Below are 17,079 nucleotides of genomic sequence, written 5' to 3'. Positions count from 1 at the left end.
CCACCTCGCTGACCGTCGGGAACCAAGGCGGACGTCTCGTGGGCGGTCGGGTCCAGATCTCCTCGATCGGGGAGCAGGGGGGGCGGCCGCATCACGCTGAGTGGGGACGAGCCGATGAGGCCGTCCGCCGCGCGACCGCCGCTGGAGGTCACGCTCGTCGACCGACCGATCGCACGGCGGGAGGCGCAGGCTCCCCCTGGGTCGCGCGACGCGCCCACCTCTCCGGCATGCAGAGGCCCCGGCGCCCCACGGGAGAAGAACCCATGCTGCGCACCCCCGTCCGTACCCGTGCGCACGCAGTGGGACTCGCGGCCCTCCTCGCTGCGTCCATCAGCGGGTGCGCCGGCGATGACGGCAGCTCCGGCGGCGTGGACGGCATCGTCGTGGAGGCCGCCCAGTACAGCTGGACGGCCGCGGTACTGACCAACGCCATCCTCGACGAGGTCGTCGCCGACCATCCTGAGCTGGGCATCGCCTCCCTGGAGACGACGCAACTCGACCCGGCCGCGGCCTGGTCCGGCGCGGAGCGCGGGGACATCGACCTGCTCACCGAGGTCGATCTCCCCAATCAACAGGAGCTCGCACACAGCGCCAGGGCCCGGGTCGACATCGTGTCGGAGACGTATGGCAACGCCTCACAGGGCTGGTTCGTGCCCGCCTACGCGGTCCAGCCCGGCGGCCCGCTGGAAGGGCTGACCAGCGTCACCCAGCTCGACGACTACGCCGCCGAGCTCGGCTACGCGTTCTACGACGCCGACCCCGGCTACATCACCACCGAGCAGAACGCCAAGCGGCTGGCGGGCTACGGCATCACCCGCCTGGAGCACGTCGTCGCCGGTGAGGCCGCCGAGCTCGCGCTGCTGGAGGACTCCTACCGCCGCAGGAAACCGATGGTGCTGTACCTCTACCACCCGCACTGGGTGTTCGCGCAGTACGACCTGGTGCAGCTCGACGAGCCCAGGCCCTACACCGACGGCTGCCTGACCACCGGCGACGGCGCCTGCGCGATGCCCTCGTACAGCGCGCACATCGCCGTGAGCAAGGACCTGCAGGAGCAGGCGCCGCAGTTCGTGGACCTGCTGCGTGATCTGCGCATCTCCATCGAGGAGATGGAGGCGATGCAGAAGCAGGTCGACGTCGACGGCGAGGACGTCGAGGCCGTCGCACGGCAGTGGGTCGACGAGCACGCCGGCCAGATCGACGAGTGGATCGGCTGATCATGACGCCGGTGCTGCGAGGTCCCGAGGCCGACGGTGGTCCACGGGACCCCAGCAGGTGGCGCACCGCCTCGGCGCAGGGCCCACTCCCGCCCACGGCCGGCCATGGAGTCCACGAAGCACCGTCGACTGGCGCGAGAGACGGTTGGCCCGGTCGGCTCGTCCGCCTAGCGTTGAGGAGTCACGGCCGCCATGGGTCGGGCGGGGGTCGGTGGTGGGGATGACCCGGGTCAGCATGGCAGCGGCGCTCCGTGCACTTCCGGTCGCCATGGGTGCGGCCGCGGTCCTCGTGGCGGTCGTCGACACGGGCCGCAGCGTGATCGCGCCTGGTCAGGTCCGGTTGGTGCTCCCGTTCCTCGCGGTGGCGCTCGCCACCGTCGCCCTCTTCCTGGTGTGGTCCTCCCTGGGGCGCGTGGCCACCCGGGTGGCGGGGCTCGGCGTGGTGAGCCCGTACTCGGCGCTGGCCGAGGCGGCCCGGCGGATCCAGGCGGGCTCCCTGGAGCAGGTGCTGCCCGACCTGGCCGGGGTGCTCGCCGCCGGCACCGCGGCGGACCGCGCCGTGATCTGGTTGGCCGTCGGTGACCGGCTGGTGGATGCCGCTCACCACCCGCCGGATGCGGGGGACCCGGACGGCCCCCCGCGGAGCGTGGCCGGGCTCGCGGACCTGCTCGCGGAGCCGGACACCGACTGTCTCGTGCCAGTGCTCGACGGTGGGCTCCTCCGAGCCGCTCTCGTGATCACCAAACACGCAGCGATCACCGCCGCGGACCGTCGGCTCCTCGACGACGTCGCCAACGGGGCAGCGCTGTTGCTGCGGGTCGCCGCTCTCAACGCGGAGCTCAGCGACCGGGTCCGGCGGGCGACGGAGCTCGCCGAGGAGCTGCGGGCCTCCCGTCGACGGCTCGACTCGGCGCGGGAGGCGGAGCGGCGACGGCTGACAGGCGAGCTCACCGAGGTGGTGGGGGACCGTCTGATCGAGCTGCGAGCCGGCCTCCAGCGGGCCCGTGCCGGCTTGTCCGGTGCAGCAGCCGACGTGGATCCGCTCCGGGAGACGCTCGCCGACACGCGGATCCGGCTGGACGACCTGCTCGACCGGTTCCGCACGGTGGCGCGAGGCGTGTACCCGGCCGTGCTCCGTGACCAGGGGCCGGCCGCCGCGCTCCAGGAGGTGGCGGCCGACCTCCCCCGGCCCGTCCGGCTGCTGGCGGACCCTGCGCCGCGCCTGGCATGGGAGCTGGAATCCGGGCTCTACTACGTCGCCGCCTCGGCGCTCCGCACGCTGGCCGGACGACCTGCCGAACGGGAGCTCGCCCTGGGGCTGGAGCCGGCTCCCGGCCGGATCTGCGTGGTGATCGAGGACCCCGTCCCTCCGGTGAGCGCCGCACGTCTGGAGGCGCTGCTCGCCGATGACGCCGACCGTCTCACCGCCCTCGGCGGCGCTGTGCAGGTCACCGAGACGGACGAGGACGACGGGGACGGCTCCTCGGTCGCCGGATCCGGGAACCACCCGATCGTCGTCCGGGCCTGGGTGCCCGACCGGGTGGAGCCCGTGGTGGAGAGCAGCGTCGAGGCGGAGATCGCGGTCCAGTGACGGCAGAGCGCTCGGGAGGCCGTGTCGGCGCCGCGTCGGCGGTCGCGTTCGCCTGCTGCGCGCTGCTGTCGGCCGGTTGGCTCGTCCTGGGAGTGGTGGTGGCCGTGGTGCACCACTCACCGGAACTCGCCCGCAGGGTCGCCACCGAGGCCGCCAGGGGCGACGACTGGGCCCTGGGCCTGCTCGCGGGCGGCCCGCGGACCGAGCCCCTCTACCAGCTGGTTCCGGACATGGCGTTCAGCGTGCTGGTGCTCCTCCTCGGGGCCGCCCTGCTGGTGTCCGGTGCCGGCGACCCCGCACAGTCCCTGCTCGGGCTCGCGTTGGCTGCCTCGGCCGCCGCCTTCAACCTGCAGTCGGGCGCGGCGTCGCAGGCACTGGCCACGGCCACGGAGCTCGATCGGGTGGACGTGGTGCCCCAGTTCCTGCTGCCGGTGGTGACCTGCGTCGCCTACGTGCTCGCCCTGGGCTGGGCACCGCGGGGCCGTCCGGCCGGACGGCCCGAACCGTGGGCGGTGGTGGCGGCCGTCGGCCTCGCAGTGGTCACCGTCCCCGCCGCGCTGCTGTACTCGGTGTCGGTCCGCTGCGTGTTCCTGCTCGGGCTCGCGCTGCCGCTCCTCGGGGTCGTCGGCGCGCGCCGGCGGTACCGCGCCTGCACGAGCGAGCGGTTGAGGGCGCCGGCGCGACTGCTCTTCGGCGTGCTGGTCGGGACGGTGGTGGCAGGGGCAGCGCTGGCCATCGTCACCGGGGTGCTGGTGGGGCTGGGGTTGCCGGGACTGCCCGTCATCGACCCGACAGCCGTGGGCGTGGGGGCGTCGTTCCCGTCCCTGCCGCCGTTGGTGCTGTGGCTCTGGGCGGCGCACCTGTCCCTGCCCGTCCTGGCCGTGGCGGTGCTGTGGGCCGGCCGGAGGTCCGGTGCCGTGAGCGCCCAGCGGTGGTTCAGCCGCAGCCTGGTCGTCGTGCTGGTCTCGGCGGTGATCGGCTGCCTGTACGTGGTCGTCGACACGGTCGTGGGCAGGAGGGCCGCTCCGGTCCTCTCCGAGGGAGCGGCCGTCGCGGTGTGCGCGCTCGCCTTCCTCCCGGTGTTCCTGCTGGCCGAACGCGTGTCCGACACGTTGCTGTACGGCACCCGACCGGCGCCCTACGGCGTGCTGGCCGAGCTGGCGGCACGGCCGCGGACCGTCACCGGGGGCCTGCCCGACCTGGCCGGCATCGCGGAGGTGATCGGCCGGGGACTGGGCGCGACCACGTGCCGGCTGACGGTGCACCGGCCCGGGCTGCGCGACAAGACCTACCAGTGGCTCAGACCGGGGGAGGAGGAGGCCGGGACGTTGCTGGAGGTCCCCAGCCGGCACGGGGGGCGGGAGGTCGGGACGATCGCGATCGACCGGGCCGCTGTCGCCGGGGCGGACGACCAACGACAGGACCTGCTGGCGGCGATCGCGAACAGCCTCGGAGTCGTGTTGGAAGCCACGCGCGTCAGCATCGACCTGGAGCGACAGCTGCGTGCCGGGCTCGCCCATGCAGCCGAGATCGCCGACGCGCGTCGCCGAGCGGTGGCGGAGGCCGACAGCGAACGGCGGCGCATCGAGCGCGACCTGCACGACGGTGTCCAGCACCACCTGGTGTCGGTGAGCCTGGCACTCGGCCTGGCCGAGTTCGAGGTCGGAGCCGGACGGCTGGGAGAGGCATGCGCCCGGCTGGACCAGGTCCTCGAGCAGCTCGAGACCGCGGAGACGGTCCTCGCCCGTACCGCCGCGGGCCTCTCCGCTCCCGCTCTCGGCGAACGCGGTGCGGTCGCCGCCCTGGGTGCCGAGTTCGAGGGAGACCCGCACGTCCGGGTCGACAGCACCGGAGTGACGGTCCAGCGGTTCCCGCCGGAGGTCGAGGCCGCCGTCTACTTCTGCTGTCTCGAGGCGGTGAACAACGCCCGCAAGCACGCGCCGGGTGCTCCGGTCCGGTTGCAGCTGTCCACCGAGGAGGAGCGTCTGCACTTCACCGTCCGCGACGAGGGACCGGGATGGGAGGCGCAGGCCGGCTCGCGGCGGTCGGCGGACAGCTGGAAGTCCGGACCAGCCCCGGCAAGGGGACGGCGGTCGAGGGCTTGGTGCCTCTGGGCGGTCCCGCGCTCACCCGGCCGGCCGCCGTGGCGGTGAGGGACCCGGGGGGCGCGAGCAGGTGAGCGGAGACACGTGCAGCACGGACCTCGACCAGCCCGGTGCCGGCCACTCCCGGAGTCGGCCAGCCAGCCGGTGCGGCGGGCGCGGACGGGCGGGCCCGGGTGCCGGGCCCGCCCGATCAGGGGGCGCTGGTGTGCCGCCCGGCCTGGGCGGTGAGCTCGGCGTCCAGCGCCTCGGGAGACCAGTCCTCCTGCAGGGCGCGCCAGACGAGCTCGGCCTGGGTCTCGGGGGCCAGGCCGCCGATCGGCTGGTCCCGGTCGAGGTTGGTCGGGAAGGCGTAGCCCTCGGCGGAGGTGGCCACGACGTTGTGCAGGGTGCGCTCGTCGATGCCGGCGGCCTTCTGCGCGAGCAGGACCGGGTGGAGCGCCCGCACCATCGCCGTCCGGTCGACGGTCTCCATCGCCCGGCCGAACGCGGAGGAGACCTGCAGCAGGTTGGCCATGCGGCGCACGTCGGCCGACCGGTTGGTGCCCGCGCCGTGGAACAGCGCCGGGTTGAAGAACGCGGCGTCGCCCTTCCGCAGCGGCAGCTGCACGAAGTGCTCGTCGAAGTAGGCGGTGAAGTCGGGCCGGTGGAAGGCGACGTAGCCGGGCGCGTACTTCTGCGAGTGCGGCAGGTACATCGTCGGCCCGGTCTCCACGGGCATGTCGCAGTGCGCCACCGCTCCCTGCAGGGTCAGGGCGGGGGAGAGCCGGTGCACGTGGGCCGGGAAGGCCCGGCTCTGCTCCTCGGACATGAAGCCCAGGTGGTAGTCGCGGTGGGCCACTTGCGCCGAGCCACCCGGGTTGACGACGTTGACCTGGCTGGTGACCTGGTAGCCGGGGCCCAGCCACGCCTCGGAGGCCAGCGCGAGGACGTCGTTGGCGTAGTAGGCGGCGAACGCCTCCGGGTCGCGGACGGCGAACTTGTCCAGCGCGCCCCAGACGCGGTCGTTGGCGCCGGGCTTGGCGAAGTGGTCCCCGCCGACGACGCCCGCGGCCTTCTGCTCGGCGATGAGCGCCTCGAAGACGGAGGTGGCCCGGTCGACGACGCCGGTGTCCGGGAAGGCGCCCGCGAACACGACGATCCCCGGCCCGTCGGCCAGCGCGCGGACCAGCTCGGCCTGCACCTCCCGGCGCCCCTCGGGGGTGGCGACGGAGTCGCGCAGCCCGGGGCCGTAGACGAGCACGTTCTCCCGGACCTCGTCGGCGTGCGGGTACTCGGCCGGGTCGGTGGTCGTCTCGACGGCCGCGCGGAAGTCCTCCAGGCGGCAGTCGGCCGCGGTGTACCAGCCGGGGGTGGGGGCGACGGTGGGCACTGCGGTCATGGCCTCGTCCTCTCGGTCGACGGGTGTGCCGACCAGCGTGCGCGGGCCTCAACGGCACGGTCAACGTCGCCGACCCATCAGAAACCCCTCAGAACTCCTCCCACGCGTCGGGGTGCTGGCCGTTGACCCGGGTGCCGTCGGCGAGCGTGGCGAGGCCGGCCAGGTCCTCGTCGGTGAGCGCGAAACCGTAGACGTCGAGGTTCTCGACCAGGCGGGCGCGCGAGGACGCCTTCGGGAAGGTCACCAGCCCCTGCTGCACATGCCAGCGCAGCACCACCTGCGCCGGCGTCCGGCCGTGCCGCTCGGCGATCCCGGTGACCACCGGGTGGCGCAGCAGCTCCCCGCCGTTGGCCAGCGGCGACCACGACTCGGTGACGATGCCGCGGCGGGCGTCGTCGGCCCGCTGCTCGACCTGCGGCTCGCGCGGGTGGCACTCGATCTGGTTGACCGCCGGCACGGTCGAGCTCGCCGCGGCCAGCCGGTCGAGGTGCGCGGGCAGGAAGTTGGAGACGCCGATCGCCCGGGTCAGCCCGGCGGCCAACAGCTCCTCCATCGCCAGCCACGACTCGACGTAGCGGTCCAGCCGGGGGAGCGGCCAGTGGATGAGGTAGAGGTCGACGTACTCCAGCCCGAGCCGGTCCAGGCTGGCCCGCAGCGCCGCCTTCGCCGACTCGCGACCCTGCTCGGAGCCGCGCAGCTTGGTGGAGACGAAGATCTCCTCGCGCGGCAGGCCGGAGTCGGCGATGCCCTGCCCGACGCCGCGCTCGTTCTCGTAGCTGGCCGCGGTGTCGACGAACCGGTAGCCGACCTCGAGCGCCTCGCGGACGATCCGCCGGGTCTCCTCGTCGGGGATGCGGGCGGTCCCGAGCCCGAGCTGGGGGATCGGCACCCCGTTGTTCAGCGGGACGGTGGGGACGGCGCTCACGGGCATCCTCCCGGTCGGGGTCCGTTTCCGGGTCACCCTCCCGCGGCGGACGGTCCCGGTCAACGTCGCGGATCCCTCAGGAACCCGTCACAATGCGGCGCGTGCCGCACCCCTATCCGATCCGCGAGATCGCCCGCCAGGCAGGGCTGTCGGAGGCGACCGTCGACCGCGTCCTCAACCGGCGCGGCGGCGTGCGGCAGAGCACGGTCGACGAGGTGCACCGGGCGATCGCCGACCTGCACCGGCAGCGCTCGCAGGTGCGGCTCACGGGGCGGACGTTCTTCCTCGACGTCGTCGTCGACGCGCCCGCCCGGTTCTCCTCCGCCGTCCGCGCGGCGCTCGAGTCGCAGCTGCCGCTGGTCCGCCCGGCGACCTTCCGGGCGCGGTTCCACCTCGCCGAGTCCCCGCCGGTGACCGAGCTCGCCGCCACGCTCGACGGCATCGCGCGGCGCGGCTCGCAGGGCGTCGTCCTCAAGGCGCCGGACTCGCCCGTGGTCGCCGCCGCCGTCGAGCGGCTGGCCGAGGCCGGGGTCCCCGTCGTCACGCTCGTCACCGACCTGCCGACCAGCCGCCGGGTCGCCTACGTCGGCCTGGACAACCGGGCCGCCGGCGCGACCGCGGCCTACCTGCTCGACCAGTGGCTCGGCGACGACGACCGCGCGGTGCTGGTCACCCGTGGCGACGGCTCGTTCCGCGGCGAGGACGAGCGGGAGATGGGCTTCCGCGCGACGCTGCGGCAGTTGCGCCCCGGCCGCCGGCAGGTCGACCTGGTCGACCCGACCGGGGACGACGACGTGCTGCGCGGGCGAGTCCGCGACGCGCTGGCCGCCCACCCGGACGTCGCCGCCGTCTACTCGATGTACGCCTACGGCTGCAACGCCGCGACGGTGGCGGCCTTCGCCGACGCCGGCCGGACCTGCCGGGCCTTCGTGGCCCACGACCTGGACGCCGAGAACCTCGAGCTGCTGCAGGCCGGCCGGCTCTCGGCGGTCCTGCACCACGACCTCGCGCTGGACCTGCGCCGGGCCTGCCACGTGGTCATGCAGGCCCACGGCGCGCTGCCGGGGACGCCGCGCTCCTGGCACTCCGGCGTCCAGGTCGTCACGCCGTACAACCTGCCCGCCGAGGTGCTCTCCGCCCGCTGACGGCGCTGACGGGTTCTTGAGGGGTCGGCGCCGTTGACCCGGGCTGCACCGGCGCACAGCCTGGAGCGGCACGGCCGCGCGGCGGCGGGCCGGGACGGGACCGAGGAGGACGTGGTGGCGCTCGACGTCGGGGTCATCGGGGTCGGCATGATCGGTCAGGAGCACGTCCGCCGGCTGGACGGCGGCCCCGGCGGCAGCCGCGTGGTCGCCGTCGCCGACGCGGACGCCGAGCGCGCCGCCACCGTCGCCGGGCGCCTGGCCGGCGCGAAGGCCCTGCCCACCGGCGAGGAGCTGGTCGCCTCGGACGCGGTCGACGCCGTCGTCGTCACCTCCTGGGGGCCGACGCACGAGCCGTACGTGCTCGCGGCGGTCGCCGCCGGCAAGCCGGTGTTCTGCGAGAAGCCGCTGGCGCCCACGCAGGAGGCCTGCCGGCGGATCGTCGACGCCGAGGTCGCCGCCGGCCGCCGGCTGGTCCAGGTCGGCTTCAACCGGCGCTACGACCCGGCGCACCGGGCCCTCAAGCAGGCCGTGGACGGCGGTGCCATCGGTGCTCCGCTGATGGTCCACTGCGCGCACCGCAACGCCTCGGTGCCGCCGCACTACACGCGGGACATGTCCATCTCCGACACCGCCGTCCACGAGATCGACGAGCTGCGCTGGCTGCTGGGCACCGAGATCGCCGCCGTGCAGGTGCTGACCCCGCGGAAGAGCAGCCGGGGCGGCGAGCTGCAGGACCCGCTGCTGGTGCTGTTCGAGATGGCCGACGGCGTGCTCGTCGACGTCGAGGTGTCGGTCAACATCCACTACGGCTACGAGATCCGCTGCGAGGTCTCCGGGGAGACCGGCACCGTCGAGCTGGCCGACCCGGCGCCGGTGACCATCCGCCGCGAGGGCGCGGTCGCGGGGCTGGTCCCGGGCGACTGGCGGGAGCGCTTCGCCCTGTCCTACGACGTCGAGCTGCGGGAGTGGGTGGACGCGGTCGTCGCCGGGCGGCCGCCGCAGGGCCCCGGCGCCTGGGACGGCTTCGTCGCGCAGGCGGTCGCCGACGCGGCGCTGCGGTCCCTGCACACCGGGTCCCGCGTGCCGGTGGAGCTCCCCGAGCAGCCGGCCCTGTACCGGTGACGGCGGACGCTGCCGGGCCCCTGCGGATCGGCGTCCTCGGGGCCGCCCGCATCGCCGAGCGGGCCATCGCCGTCCCCGCGCAGGTCACCGGCTCCCGGCTGGTCGCGGTCGCCGCCCGGGACCGCGCTCGGGCGGAGGCGTTCGCCCGCGCGCACGGCGTCGAGCGGGTGCTGGCCTCCTACGCCGACGTCCTCGCCGACCCGGAGGTCGAGGCGGTCTACAACCCGCTGCCCAACGCCCTGCACGGGCCGTGGAACCTGGCCGCGATCGCCGCCGGCAAGCACGTGCTGTCGGAGAAGCCGTTCGCCTCGGACGCCGCGGAGGCCGCCGAGGTCCGCGACGCCGCGCAGGCCGCGGGCGTCACGGTCGTGGAGGGCTTCCACCACCTCTACCACCCGGTGGTGCGCCGGCTGCTGGAGCTGGTGGACACCGGGGAGCTGGGCGACGTCGTCCGCGTCGAGGCGACCATCGCCATGCTCCCGCCGGACGACGGCGACCCGCGCTGGTCGTTCGAGCTCGCCGGCGGCGCGCTCATGGACCTGGGCTGCTACGGGTTGCACGCCGCGCGCGAGCTGGCGCCCTGGACCGGCGGCGAGCCGGAGCCGATCGCCGCGCGGGCAGGGGAGCGCGCCGGTGCGCCGGGTGTCGACGAGTGGCTGGACGCCGACCTGCGCTTCCCGTCCGGTGCCACGGCCGCGGTGCGCTGCAGCATGGTGCACCCCGACCGGGACTTCTCGCTGCGGATCGTCGGCAACCGGGGCGAGGCGACCGCGCCGGCGTTCGTCGAGCCGAACCGCGACGACCGGGTGCTGGTGCGCACGCCGGCGGGCGAGCGCACCGAGCACCTGGGCACGCGGTCGTCCTACACGTTCCAGCTCGAGGCGTTCGCCGCCGCCGTCCGGGGTGGGACCGGGGTGCCCACCGGGCCGGACGACGCGGTCGCGACCATGACGCTGATCGACGAGTGCTACCGGCTCGCCGGCCTCCCGACCCGGCCCCGGACGAGGCTCGCGCCGCGGAGCTGAACCCGGCCGGCTCCTGCGCTCTCAGGGTTCCTCGGCAGAGCGGTTGGCCACGCCGCGGTGAAGCGCTTCAATCCCAGGGGTGTCAAGGGAGGGGAGGAGCGTGAGCGACTCCGAGCCGGCGCGACGACCGCGGCTGGCCGACGTCGCCGACGAGGCGGGCGTCTCGGCGGCGACGGCGTCCCTCGTGCTCCGGGGAGCGCCCGGGCCCAGCGGGGCCACGCGCGAGCGGGTCCTCGACGCGGCGGCCCGCCTCGGCTACCGGCCCGACCGGGCCGCGAGCCTCCTGGCCCGCCGGCGCAGCCGGCTGATCGGCGTGGTGATGGACGTCCGCAGCACCTTCCACGCGCAGCTGGTCGAGGACGTGCACGACGCCGCCGAGGAGCACGGCTACGACCTGGTCCTCAGCACGGTCACCCGGACCCGCGACGAACAGCGGGCGGTGGAGACGCTGCTCGACTCGCGGTGCGAGGCGCTGGTCCTGCTGGGCCCCGACGCGCCCGCCGCCCGGCTGAGCGCGCTGGCCCGCCAGCTGCCGGTGGTCGCCGTCGGCCGGCCGGTGGAGGCCGATGGCGTCGACGTCGTCCGGGCGGCGGACGACGAGGGCGTGGCGCTGGCCGTCGAGCACCTGGCCGGTCTCGGGCACCGCCGCATCGCCCACGTCGACGGCGGCCGCGGGCCCATCGCCGGCGCTCGGCGGCGGGGGTACGAGCGGGCGATGCGCCGCCGGGGCCTCGGCGGGCACGTGCAGGTCGTGGGCGGGGACCCCGGAGAGGGGGCCGGCGCCCGTGCGGCGGCCACGCTGTTCGGTCCGGCGGAGCACCCGACGGCCGTGGTGACCTACAACGACGCCTCGGCGGTGGGCCTGCTCGACGCCCTGCTGCGCGCCGGGGTCGACGTACCGGGGGAGGTCTCCGTCGTCGGCTACGACGACAGCCCGCTGTCCCGGCTGGCGCACATCGACCTGACCACCGTCAGCCAGGACTCCGCCCAGCTGACCCGGCTCGCGGTGGCCGCGGTGGTCGAGCGGCTCGACGGGGGGCGCACCGCGCAGCGGGAGGTCGTCGTCCCGCCGCACCTGGTCGTCCGAGGGACGACGGGCCCGCCGACTTCGTCCTGACAAAGTCTTGACGGTGACGCGGGCCACCCGTCACCCTGGCGTTTGAAGCGCTTCAAAGCGCCCGTGCGCCGGCACCGGCGCACGCTCCTGGCCCTCACGCGACCGCGGAGACCGACATGACCACCGCCCCCACCGCGATGGAGTACGACCCCTTCAGCCCGGAGTTCCAGGCCGACCCCTTCCCCGTGTACCGGTGGATGCAGGAGGAGGCGCCCGTCTTCCACAGCGAGAAGTGGAACTGGTGGGCGCTGTCCCGGTTCGAGGACGTGCGCGCCGCCGCGACCGACACCGACACGTTCCTCAGCTACGAGGGCATCGACATCGACGACACCGCCAAGGACCAGAGCGGCCCGGGCTTCCTCCCCGACGTCGACAACCCGCGCCACGACCAGGTGCGCCGGGTGGTGCAGCCGCACTTCCTGCCGCGCCGCATCGCCACCAAGGAGGACGCTATCCGCGCCGTCGTCCGCGGCCTGGTCGACCGCTGGCGCGACCGCGGGCACGTCGACCTCGCCCAGGAGCTGGCCTGGCCGATGCCCAACGAGGTCTTCTTCACCGTCCTCGGCCTGCCCAGCGCGCAGGAGGAGGGCCGCGCCCAGCTGGACCGCTGGGTGCACGAGCTCAAGGACCGCCGTCCCGACGACCCCAGCCTGACCCCGGTCGCCAAGGCCGCCACCGAGGGCATCCGCGACTACTTCATCGACCTGCTCGAGGACCGCCGGCGCAACCCGCGGGAGGACGTCGTCAGCGCGCTGGTGCAGGCCGAGATCGACGGCGTGCCCTTCGCCGACGAGCACCTCACCCCGGCCTCGGAGATCCTCGGCCTGATGATGGTGCTCTTCCTGGGCGGGGTGGAGAGCACCGCGGGCCTGACCGGCTCGCTGTTCAAGCTGCTCGCCGAGAACCCCGACCAGCGCGAGCTGCTCCGGCAGGACCCCTCGCTGATCCCCACCGCGGTCGAGGAGACGATCCGCCACTCCAGCCCGCTGCAGCTGGTGGGGCGGACGGCCTCGCGCGAGGTCACCCTGCACGGCGTGACCATCCCCGCGGGCGGGCGGGTCGTGCTGGTCTACGGCGCGGCCAACCGCGACCCGCGCCAGTACGCCGACCCGGAGCGGTTCGACGTCACCCGCGGCAAGGTCCGGCACATGGGCTTCGGCGAGGGCAAGCACGGCTGCCTCGGTGCGCCGCTGGCCCGGCTGGAGGCCCGGATCGCCCTGGAGGAGGCGCTGCCGGTGCTCGGCGACTACACGCTCGCCGGCCCGCCGGTCCGGTACAGGACGACGCCCAACATGTACGTCTGGGACTCCCTGCCCCTGTCGTTCCCGGTCGGGGGCGGCGCGCGGTGAGCGGAGCCGCCGAGGCCGTCCGGCACCGGGCGGCCTCGGGCGGCTCGCCTCAGTGGTGGGCGCCCTGCCGGCCGAGGGTCTCCACCGGGGTCGCGCCCGGGCGGGTCCACTGCGGCGTCGGACGGCTGGTCGGGCCCCAGGTGGAGTTCCCGTCCGCGTCCGTGCGCCAGTACCAGCACGCGTCGCGCCCCTCGGGCCAGCCTTCGGGGTCGTCCTCCCACGCCTCGCCGCGGCCGTAGGGCGTCATGTCGAGCAGGCCGAGGGACCCGTCGGCCGGCTCGTTGCCGCGGCCGGTCGTGGAGTAGGTGAGGAACACGCGGTCGCCGTCGCGCAGGTAGCACACGATGTGCCCCTCGTCCGTGGCGATCGAGGCCTCCACACCGCGCACCGAGTACCAGGGCTGGGTATAACCCATGAACGCGACGTAGTCGGCCACCTCGTCCCACCGGCCCGAGGTCAGGACGGCGAAGGACACGCCGCGGGCGTTCAGGTAGACGGGGTCCCTCATCTGCCAGACGTTGAAGGTGCAGCCCTCGCACTGCCCCTGGGGCGGCGCGCCGTCGTACCACATGGAGTGGTAGACGACGAGCTCGTCGCGGCCCCGGAACAGGTCGCGGAAGGGGACCGGGCCGTCGGGTCCGACGACCTCGGCCGTCCCGTCGACCTCCACCATCGGCAGCCGGCGGCGCGCCGCGGCGAGGGCGTCGCCCGCGCGGGTGTGGGCCTTCTCGCGGACCAGCAGCTCGTCCCGGGCGGCCTGCCAGGTGGCCCGGTCGACGACGGGTGGGCGGCCGGGCAGCGTGGTGGCCCGGTCCTGCGGCGTGGCCGTCATGGCGTCCTCCTCGGTGTCCCGTGCCGGGGGTCTCCCGTGCCGGGGGCGGTCGGGCGGTCACCAGGAGCGACTCGTGATCCGGCCGGAACTCATCGCGGCAGGACCCGGCCGGGTGTCATCGCGGCAGGGCCCGGCCGGGTGTCATCGCGGCAGGACCCGGCCGGATGTCACCGCGGCAGGAGGGGCTCCGTCAGCCCGGCGGAGCGGTGCTGCTGCGGACGACCAGCCGGGGCGGCACGACCAGCTCGCGCTGCTCGACGGGGACCCCGTCGAGCCGGTCGAGGGCCCGCCGCACGGCCAGCGTGCTCAGCTGCTCGACGTCCTGGGCCACCGAGGTGAGGTCGACCGAGGAGAGCCGGGCGATCCGGCTGTCGTCGTAGCCCACGACGCTCACGTCGCCGGGCACCGTGCGGCCCGCCCGGCGCAGCACGTCGAGCAGGCCGAGCGCGCAGCGGTCGTTGAAGGCCGCGACGGCGCCGGGCAGCGGGCCGGACAGCAGCGTGCGCGCGGCGGCGGCGCCGTCCTCCTCGGTCGGCCCGCCGGGCACGACCCGGGGCTCGAGGCCGTGCCGGCGCGCCGCCTCGCGGTACCCCCGGCGCCGCTCGGCGGCGCCGGGTGCCCGCCCGCCGTCGACGTGGACGACGTCGCGGTGGCCGAGCGCGACCAGGTGGTCCACCGCCAGGTGGGCGCCCTGGTCGTCGGCGGTCCGGACGACGTCGACCGCGGTGGACCGGACCGAGCGGGCGACGACCACCACGGGCAGGCGGTCCGCGAGGTCGGTGAGCTGCGCGGTGGGCGACGAGGGGCCGAGCAGCACCAGCGCCTCGCAGCGGTCCCGCAGCAGGCTCTCGATCGCCCGCTGCTCCCCGCGGCCCGGCGTGACGGCGCTGAGCGCCAGCTCGTAGCCGACCCCCTCGGCGGCGTCGTAGAGCCCGGTCAGCAGGTCGCCGTGGAAGGCGTGCTGCACTCCGAAGACGACGCCGATCAGCCGGCTGCGGGAGCTGCGCAGCAGCCGGGCGCGGGTGTCGGGGCGGTAGCCGATCTCGTCGGCGGCGCGCCGCACCCGCTCCCGGGTCGCGGTGCTCGCGCCGGGAGCGTCGCGCATCACGATGGACACCAGCGCGGTGGAGACCCCGGCGCGGGCCGCGACGTCGGCCAGGGTGGGCCGCCGGTCGGGGCTCGTCGGGGTCACGGCGGCGAGCGTAGCGCCGAGTCGCTAGAACGTTCTAGCGGCGCGCCCTTGACGGGTGACTGTGGCGCGCGCCACGCTGATAGCGACCTAGAACGTTCTAGCGAGGAGTCGGGATGGCGAGCGAGACCGTGGGCGTGGCCCTCGTCGGGTCGGGGCGGATGGGTGCCTTCCACGCGCAGACGCTGGCGCTGCGTCTGCCCGGCGCGCGGCTGGCCGCCGTGGCCGACCCCGCGCCGGGCGCGGCCGAGCGGCTGACCGGCGCGCTCGGGACGGGCCGGGCGTGCACCGACGTGGCGCAGCTCTGGGCCGCCCCCGAGGTCGACGCCGTCGTCATCGCCGCACCGGCCCGGTCGCACGCCGACCTGGTCGTCGCCGCCGCGGCCGCCGGCAAGCACGTGTTCTGCGAGAAGCCGATGGCGGTCACGCTGGCCGACGCCGACCGGGCGATCGACGCCGCGCGCGCCGCCGGCGTCGTCCTCCAGGTCGGGTTCAACCGCCGGTTCGCCGCGGACTGGCGGGCGGCCCGCGCGCTGCTCGACGCCGGCACGCTCGGCACCCCGCGGCAGCTGCGCTCGGTGACCCGCGACCCGGGCGGCTTCGACCCGTCGCGGGTGCTGCCGGACACGATCTTCCTCGAGACGCTGATCCACGACTTCGACACGCTGCGCTTCCTCAACCCGGGCGCGCAGGCCGTCGAGGTGTACGCGACCGCCGACGCGCTGGTCGAGCCGGGGTGGCGCGACCGCGGGCTGCTCGACACCGCCGTCGTCCAGGTCCGCTTCGACAACGGCGCCATGGCGGTCGCCGAGGCGTGCTTCGAGGCCGCCTATGGCTACGACGTCCGTGGGGAGGTGCTCGGCTCCGGCGGCATGGCCACCATGGGCGACGGCCGGCGCAGCGGGATGGTCTTCTCCGGCCCCGCCGGCCGGCTGGTCGAGACCGTTCGCAGCGACCAGGAGCTCTTCCCCGAGGGCTACACCGGCGAGCTCGCCGCTTTCGTCGACGCCGTCCGCACCGGGACCCCGGCCCCCGTCACCGGCGAGGACGCCCGGGCGGCCCTGGCGATCGCCCTCGCCGCGGCGGAGTCGGTGCGCGCCGGCCGCCCGGTGCGCCTCGAGGAGGTCGAGAAGTGACCTATCGGCTGGCCGCCTCGGCCGAGATGCTCTTCCTGGACCTGCCGTTCGCCGAGCGGGTGCGGCGCATCGCCGACACCGGCCTCGAGGTCGAGATCTGGGACTGGACGACCAAGGACGTCGACGAGCTGGTGGCCACCGGTGCCACGTTCTCCTCGATGACCGGCTACGTCACCGGCACGCTGGCCGACGCGGACGGCGGCGAGGAGCTGCTGGAGACCGCGGAGCAGTCGCTGGCGGTCGCCGAGCGGCTGGACTGCCCGCGGCTCAACGTGCACGGCACCGGGCTCGACGGCCGGGGCCTGCCGGTGGTGCCGACCCAGGCCGTGACCCCGGCGATGTGGCTGACCGCGGCGCGCACCCTGGAGCGGCTGGCGGCACTGGGGGAGCGGGCCGGGCGGGTGTTCACGTTGGAGAACCTCAACACCGCCGTCGACCACCCGGGCACGCCGTTCGCCCGCGCCGCCGACACGATCGCGCTGGTGGAGGCGGTCGGCAGCCCGCACCTGCGGCTCAACCTGGACCTCTACCACGCGCAGATCGGCGAGGGGGACCTCGTGCGGCTCGTCGAGCGGGCGCTGCCGCTGGTCGGGGAGATCCAGGTGGCCGACGTCCCGGGCCGGTGCGAGCCGGGCACGGGGGAGATCCACCACCCCGCGATCGCCGCCGCCCTCGGCCGGCTCGGCTACACCGGCGTGGTCGCCCTGGAGGGCTGGGCGTCCGGCGACCCGGCGGTGGCCCTCGACCGGTTCCGCACCGCCTACACCCTGCCCGGCTGACCGGGGCTGGCCCCCGGCGGCTGCGGCGTCGTCCGCCACCGGTCCCTCGTCGGGGGCGCCGTCTCCTCCCGCACGGGGGGGGGGGGGGGGGGGGGGGGGGGGGGGGGGGGGGGGGGGGGGGGGGGGGGGGGGGGGGGGGGGGGGGGGGGGGGGGGCGCCGGGGGCGGCG

General features: G+C 75.3%; 13 protein-coding genes and 1 pseudogene. 10 read left to right on the top strand and 4 right to left on the bottom strand.

Translation table 11 applies throughout. The features are described 5' to 3' along the window. The first annotated feature begins 368 nt into the window (after positions 1–368). From ACI79D_RS15855 to ACI79D_RS15845, 3 genes are all read left to right on the top strand, one after another. The gene (locus ACI79D_RS15855; protein ID WP_456919399.1) at positions 369–1,217 is read left to right on the top strand and encodes a glycine betaine ABC transporter substrate-binding protein; all 849 of its coding nucleotides are present in this window, start codon (positions 369–371) and stop codon (positions 1,215–1,217) included. Between the two features lie 220 nt (positions 1,218–1,437). After that, the gene (locus tag ACI79D_RS15850) at positions 1,438–2,808 is read left to right on the top strand and encodes a hypothetical protein (protein ID WP_456919398.1); all 1,371 of its coding nucleotides are present in this window, start codon (positions 1,438–1,440) and stop codon (positions 2,806–2,808) included. Further along, complete coding sequence (locus ACI79D_RS15845) at positions 2,805–4,961, top strand: sensor histidine kinase (RefSeq protein ID WP_456919397.1); 2,157 nt, start codon at positions 2,805–2,807, stop codon at positions 4,959–4,961. Before ACI79D_RS15850 ends, ACI79D_RS15845 begins: the two co-directional genes overlap by 4 nt. Positions 4,962–5,103: 142 nt before the next feature. Here ACI79D_RS15845 and ACI79D_RS15840 read toward each other — a convergent pair whose 3' ends face one another. Both ACI79D_RS15840 and ACI79D_RS15835 read right to left on the bottom strand, forming a co-directional pair. Beyond that, a complete protein-coding gene (locus ACI79D_RS15840; RefSeq protein WP_456919396.1) occupies positions 5,104–6,291 on the bottom strand; it encodes a phytanoyl-CoA dioxygenase family protein in 1,188 nt (395 codons plus the stop codon). Between the two features lie 88 nt (positions 6,292–6,379). Further along, on the bottom strand, positions 6,380–7,222 hold the full coding sequence (locus ACI79D_RS15835) for an aldo/keto reductase (protein WP_456919395.1): 843 nt from the start codon (positions 7,220–7,222) through the stop codon (positions 6,380–6,382). 95 nt (positions 7,223–7,317) lie between these two features. On the opposite strand from ACI79D_RS15835, the gene ACI79D_RS15830 reads away from it, so the two are divergent. From ACI79D_RS15830 to ACI79D_RS15810, 5 genes and pseudogenes are all read left to right on the top strand, one after another. Then, a complete protein-coding gene (locus ACI79D_RS15830; protein WP_456919394.1) occupies positions 7,318–8,361 on the top strand; it encodes a LacI family DNA-binding transcriptional regulator in 1,044 nt (347 codons plus the stop codon). A 33-nt stretch (positions 8,362–8,394) separates the two neighbouring features. Continuing rightward, positions 8,395–9,483: a Gfo/Idh/MocA family oxidoreductase gene (locus ACI79D_RS15825; protein WP_456919393.1), complete on the top strand. Its 1,089-nt coding sequence runs from the start codon at positions 8,395–8,397 to the stop codon at positions 9,481–9,483. After that, the gene (locus ACI79D_RS15820) at positions 9,480–10,508 is read left to right on the top strand and encodes a Gfo/Idh/MocA family protein (protein ID WP_456919392.1); all 1,029 of its coding nucleotides are present in this window, start codon (positions 9,480–9,482) and stop codon (positions 10,506–10,508) included. The genes ACI79D_RS15825 and ACI79D_RS15820 overlap by 4 nt, the downstream gene beginning before the upstream one ends. 100 nt (positions 10,509–10,608) lie before the next feature. Beyond that, on the top strand, positions 10,609–11,625 hold the full coding sequence (locus ACI79D_RS15815; protein ID WP_456919391.1) for a LacI family DNA-binding transcriptional regulator: 1,017 nt from the start codon (positions 10,609–10,611) through the stop codon (positions 11,623–11,625). A 116-nt stretch (positions 11,626–11,741) separates the two neighbouring features. Then, positions 11,742–13,012 (top strand): annotated as a pseudogene (locus tag ACI79D_RS15810) (cytochrome P450); the annotation flags it as partial. 11 nt (positions 13,013–13,023) lie between these two features. On the opposite strand, the gene ACI79D_RS15805 reads toward ACI79D_RS15810, so the two are convergent. Continuing rightward, a complete protein-coding gene (locus ACI79D_RS15805) occupies positions 13,024–13,806 on the bottom strand; it encodes a DUF899 family protein (protein WP_456919390.1) in 783 nt (260 codons plus the stop codon). Between the two features lie 190 nt (positions 13,807–13,996). Next, positions 13,997–14,998 carry a LacI family DNA-binding transcriptional regulator gene (locus tag ACI79D_RS15800; protein WP_456919389.1) on the bottom strand — a complete coding sequence of 334 codons (1,002 nt, stop codon included), beginning with the start codon at positions 14,996–14,998 and terminating at the stop codon, positions 13,997–13,999. 113 nt (positions 14,999–15,111) lie between these two features. On the opposite strand from ACI79D_RS15800, the gene ACI79D_RS15795 reads away from it, so the two are divergent. After that, complete coding sequence (locus ACI79D_RS15795) at positions 15,112–16,131, top strand: Gfo/Idh/MocA family oxidoreductase (protein ID WP_456919388.1); 1,020 nt, start codon at positions 15,112–15,114, stop codon at positions 16,129–16,131. Beyond that, complete coding sequence (locus ACI79D_RS15790; RefSeq protein ID WP_456919387.1) at positions 16,128–16,910, top strand: TIM barrel protein; 783 nt, start codon at positions 16,128–16,130, stop codon at positions 16,908–16,910. Before ACI79D_RS15795 ends, ACI79D_RS15790 begins: the two co-directional genes overlap by 4 nt. Positions 16,911–17,079: the final 169 nt, after the last annotated feature.

The organism is Geodermatophilus sp. SYSU D00708, assembly GCF_054050115.1.
Note: the sequence above shows the minus strand (reverse complement) of the source record. Positions and strands in the feature narration are given on the sequence as shown.

Coding starts and splice junctions, on each gene's coding strand:
- ACI79D_RS15805 (WP_456919390.1), bottom strand. CDS start 13,806: ATGACGGCCACGCCGCAGGACCGGGCCACCACGCTGCCCGGCCGCCCA.
- ACI79D_RS15840 (WP_456919396.1), bottom strand. CDS start 6,291: ATGACCGCAGTGCCCACCGTCGCCCCCACCCCCGGCTGGTACACCGCG.
- ACI79D_RS15795 (WP_456919388.1), top strand. CDS start 15,112: ATGGCGAGCGAGACCGTGGGCGTGGCCCTCGTCGGGTCGGGGCGGATG.
- ACI79D_RS15835 (WP_456919395.1), bottom strand. CDS start 7,222: ATGCCCGTGAGCGCCGTCCCCACCGTCCCGCTGAACAACGGGGTGCCG.
- ACI79D_RS15850 (WP_456919398.1), top strand. CDS start 1,438: ATGACCCGGGTCAGCATGGCAGCGGCGCTCCGTGCACTTCCGGTCGCC.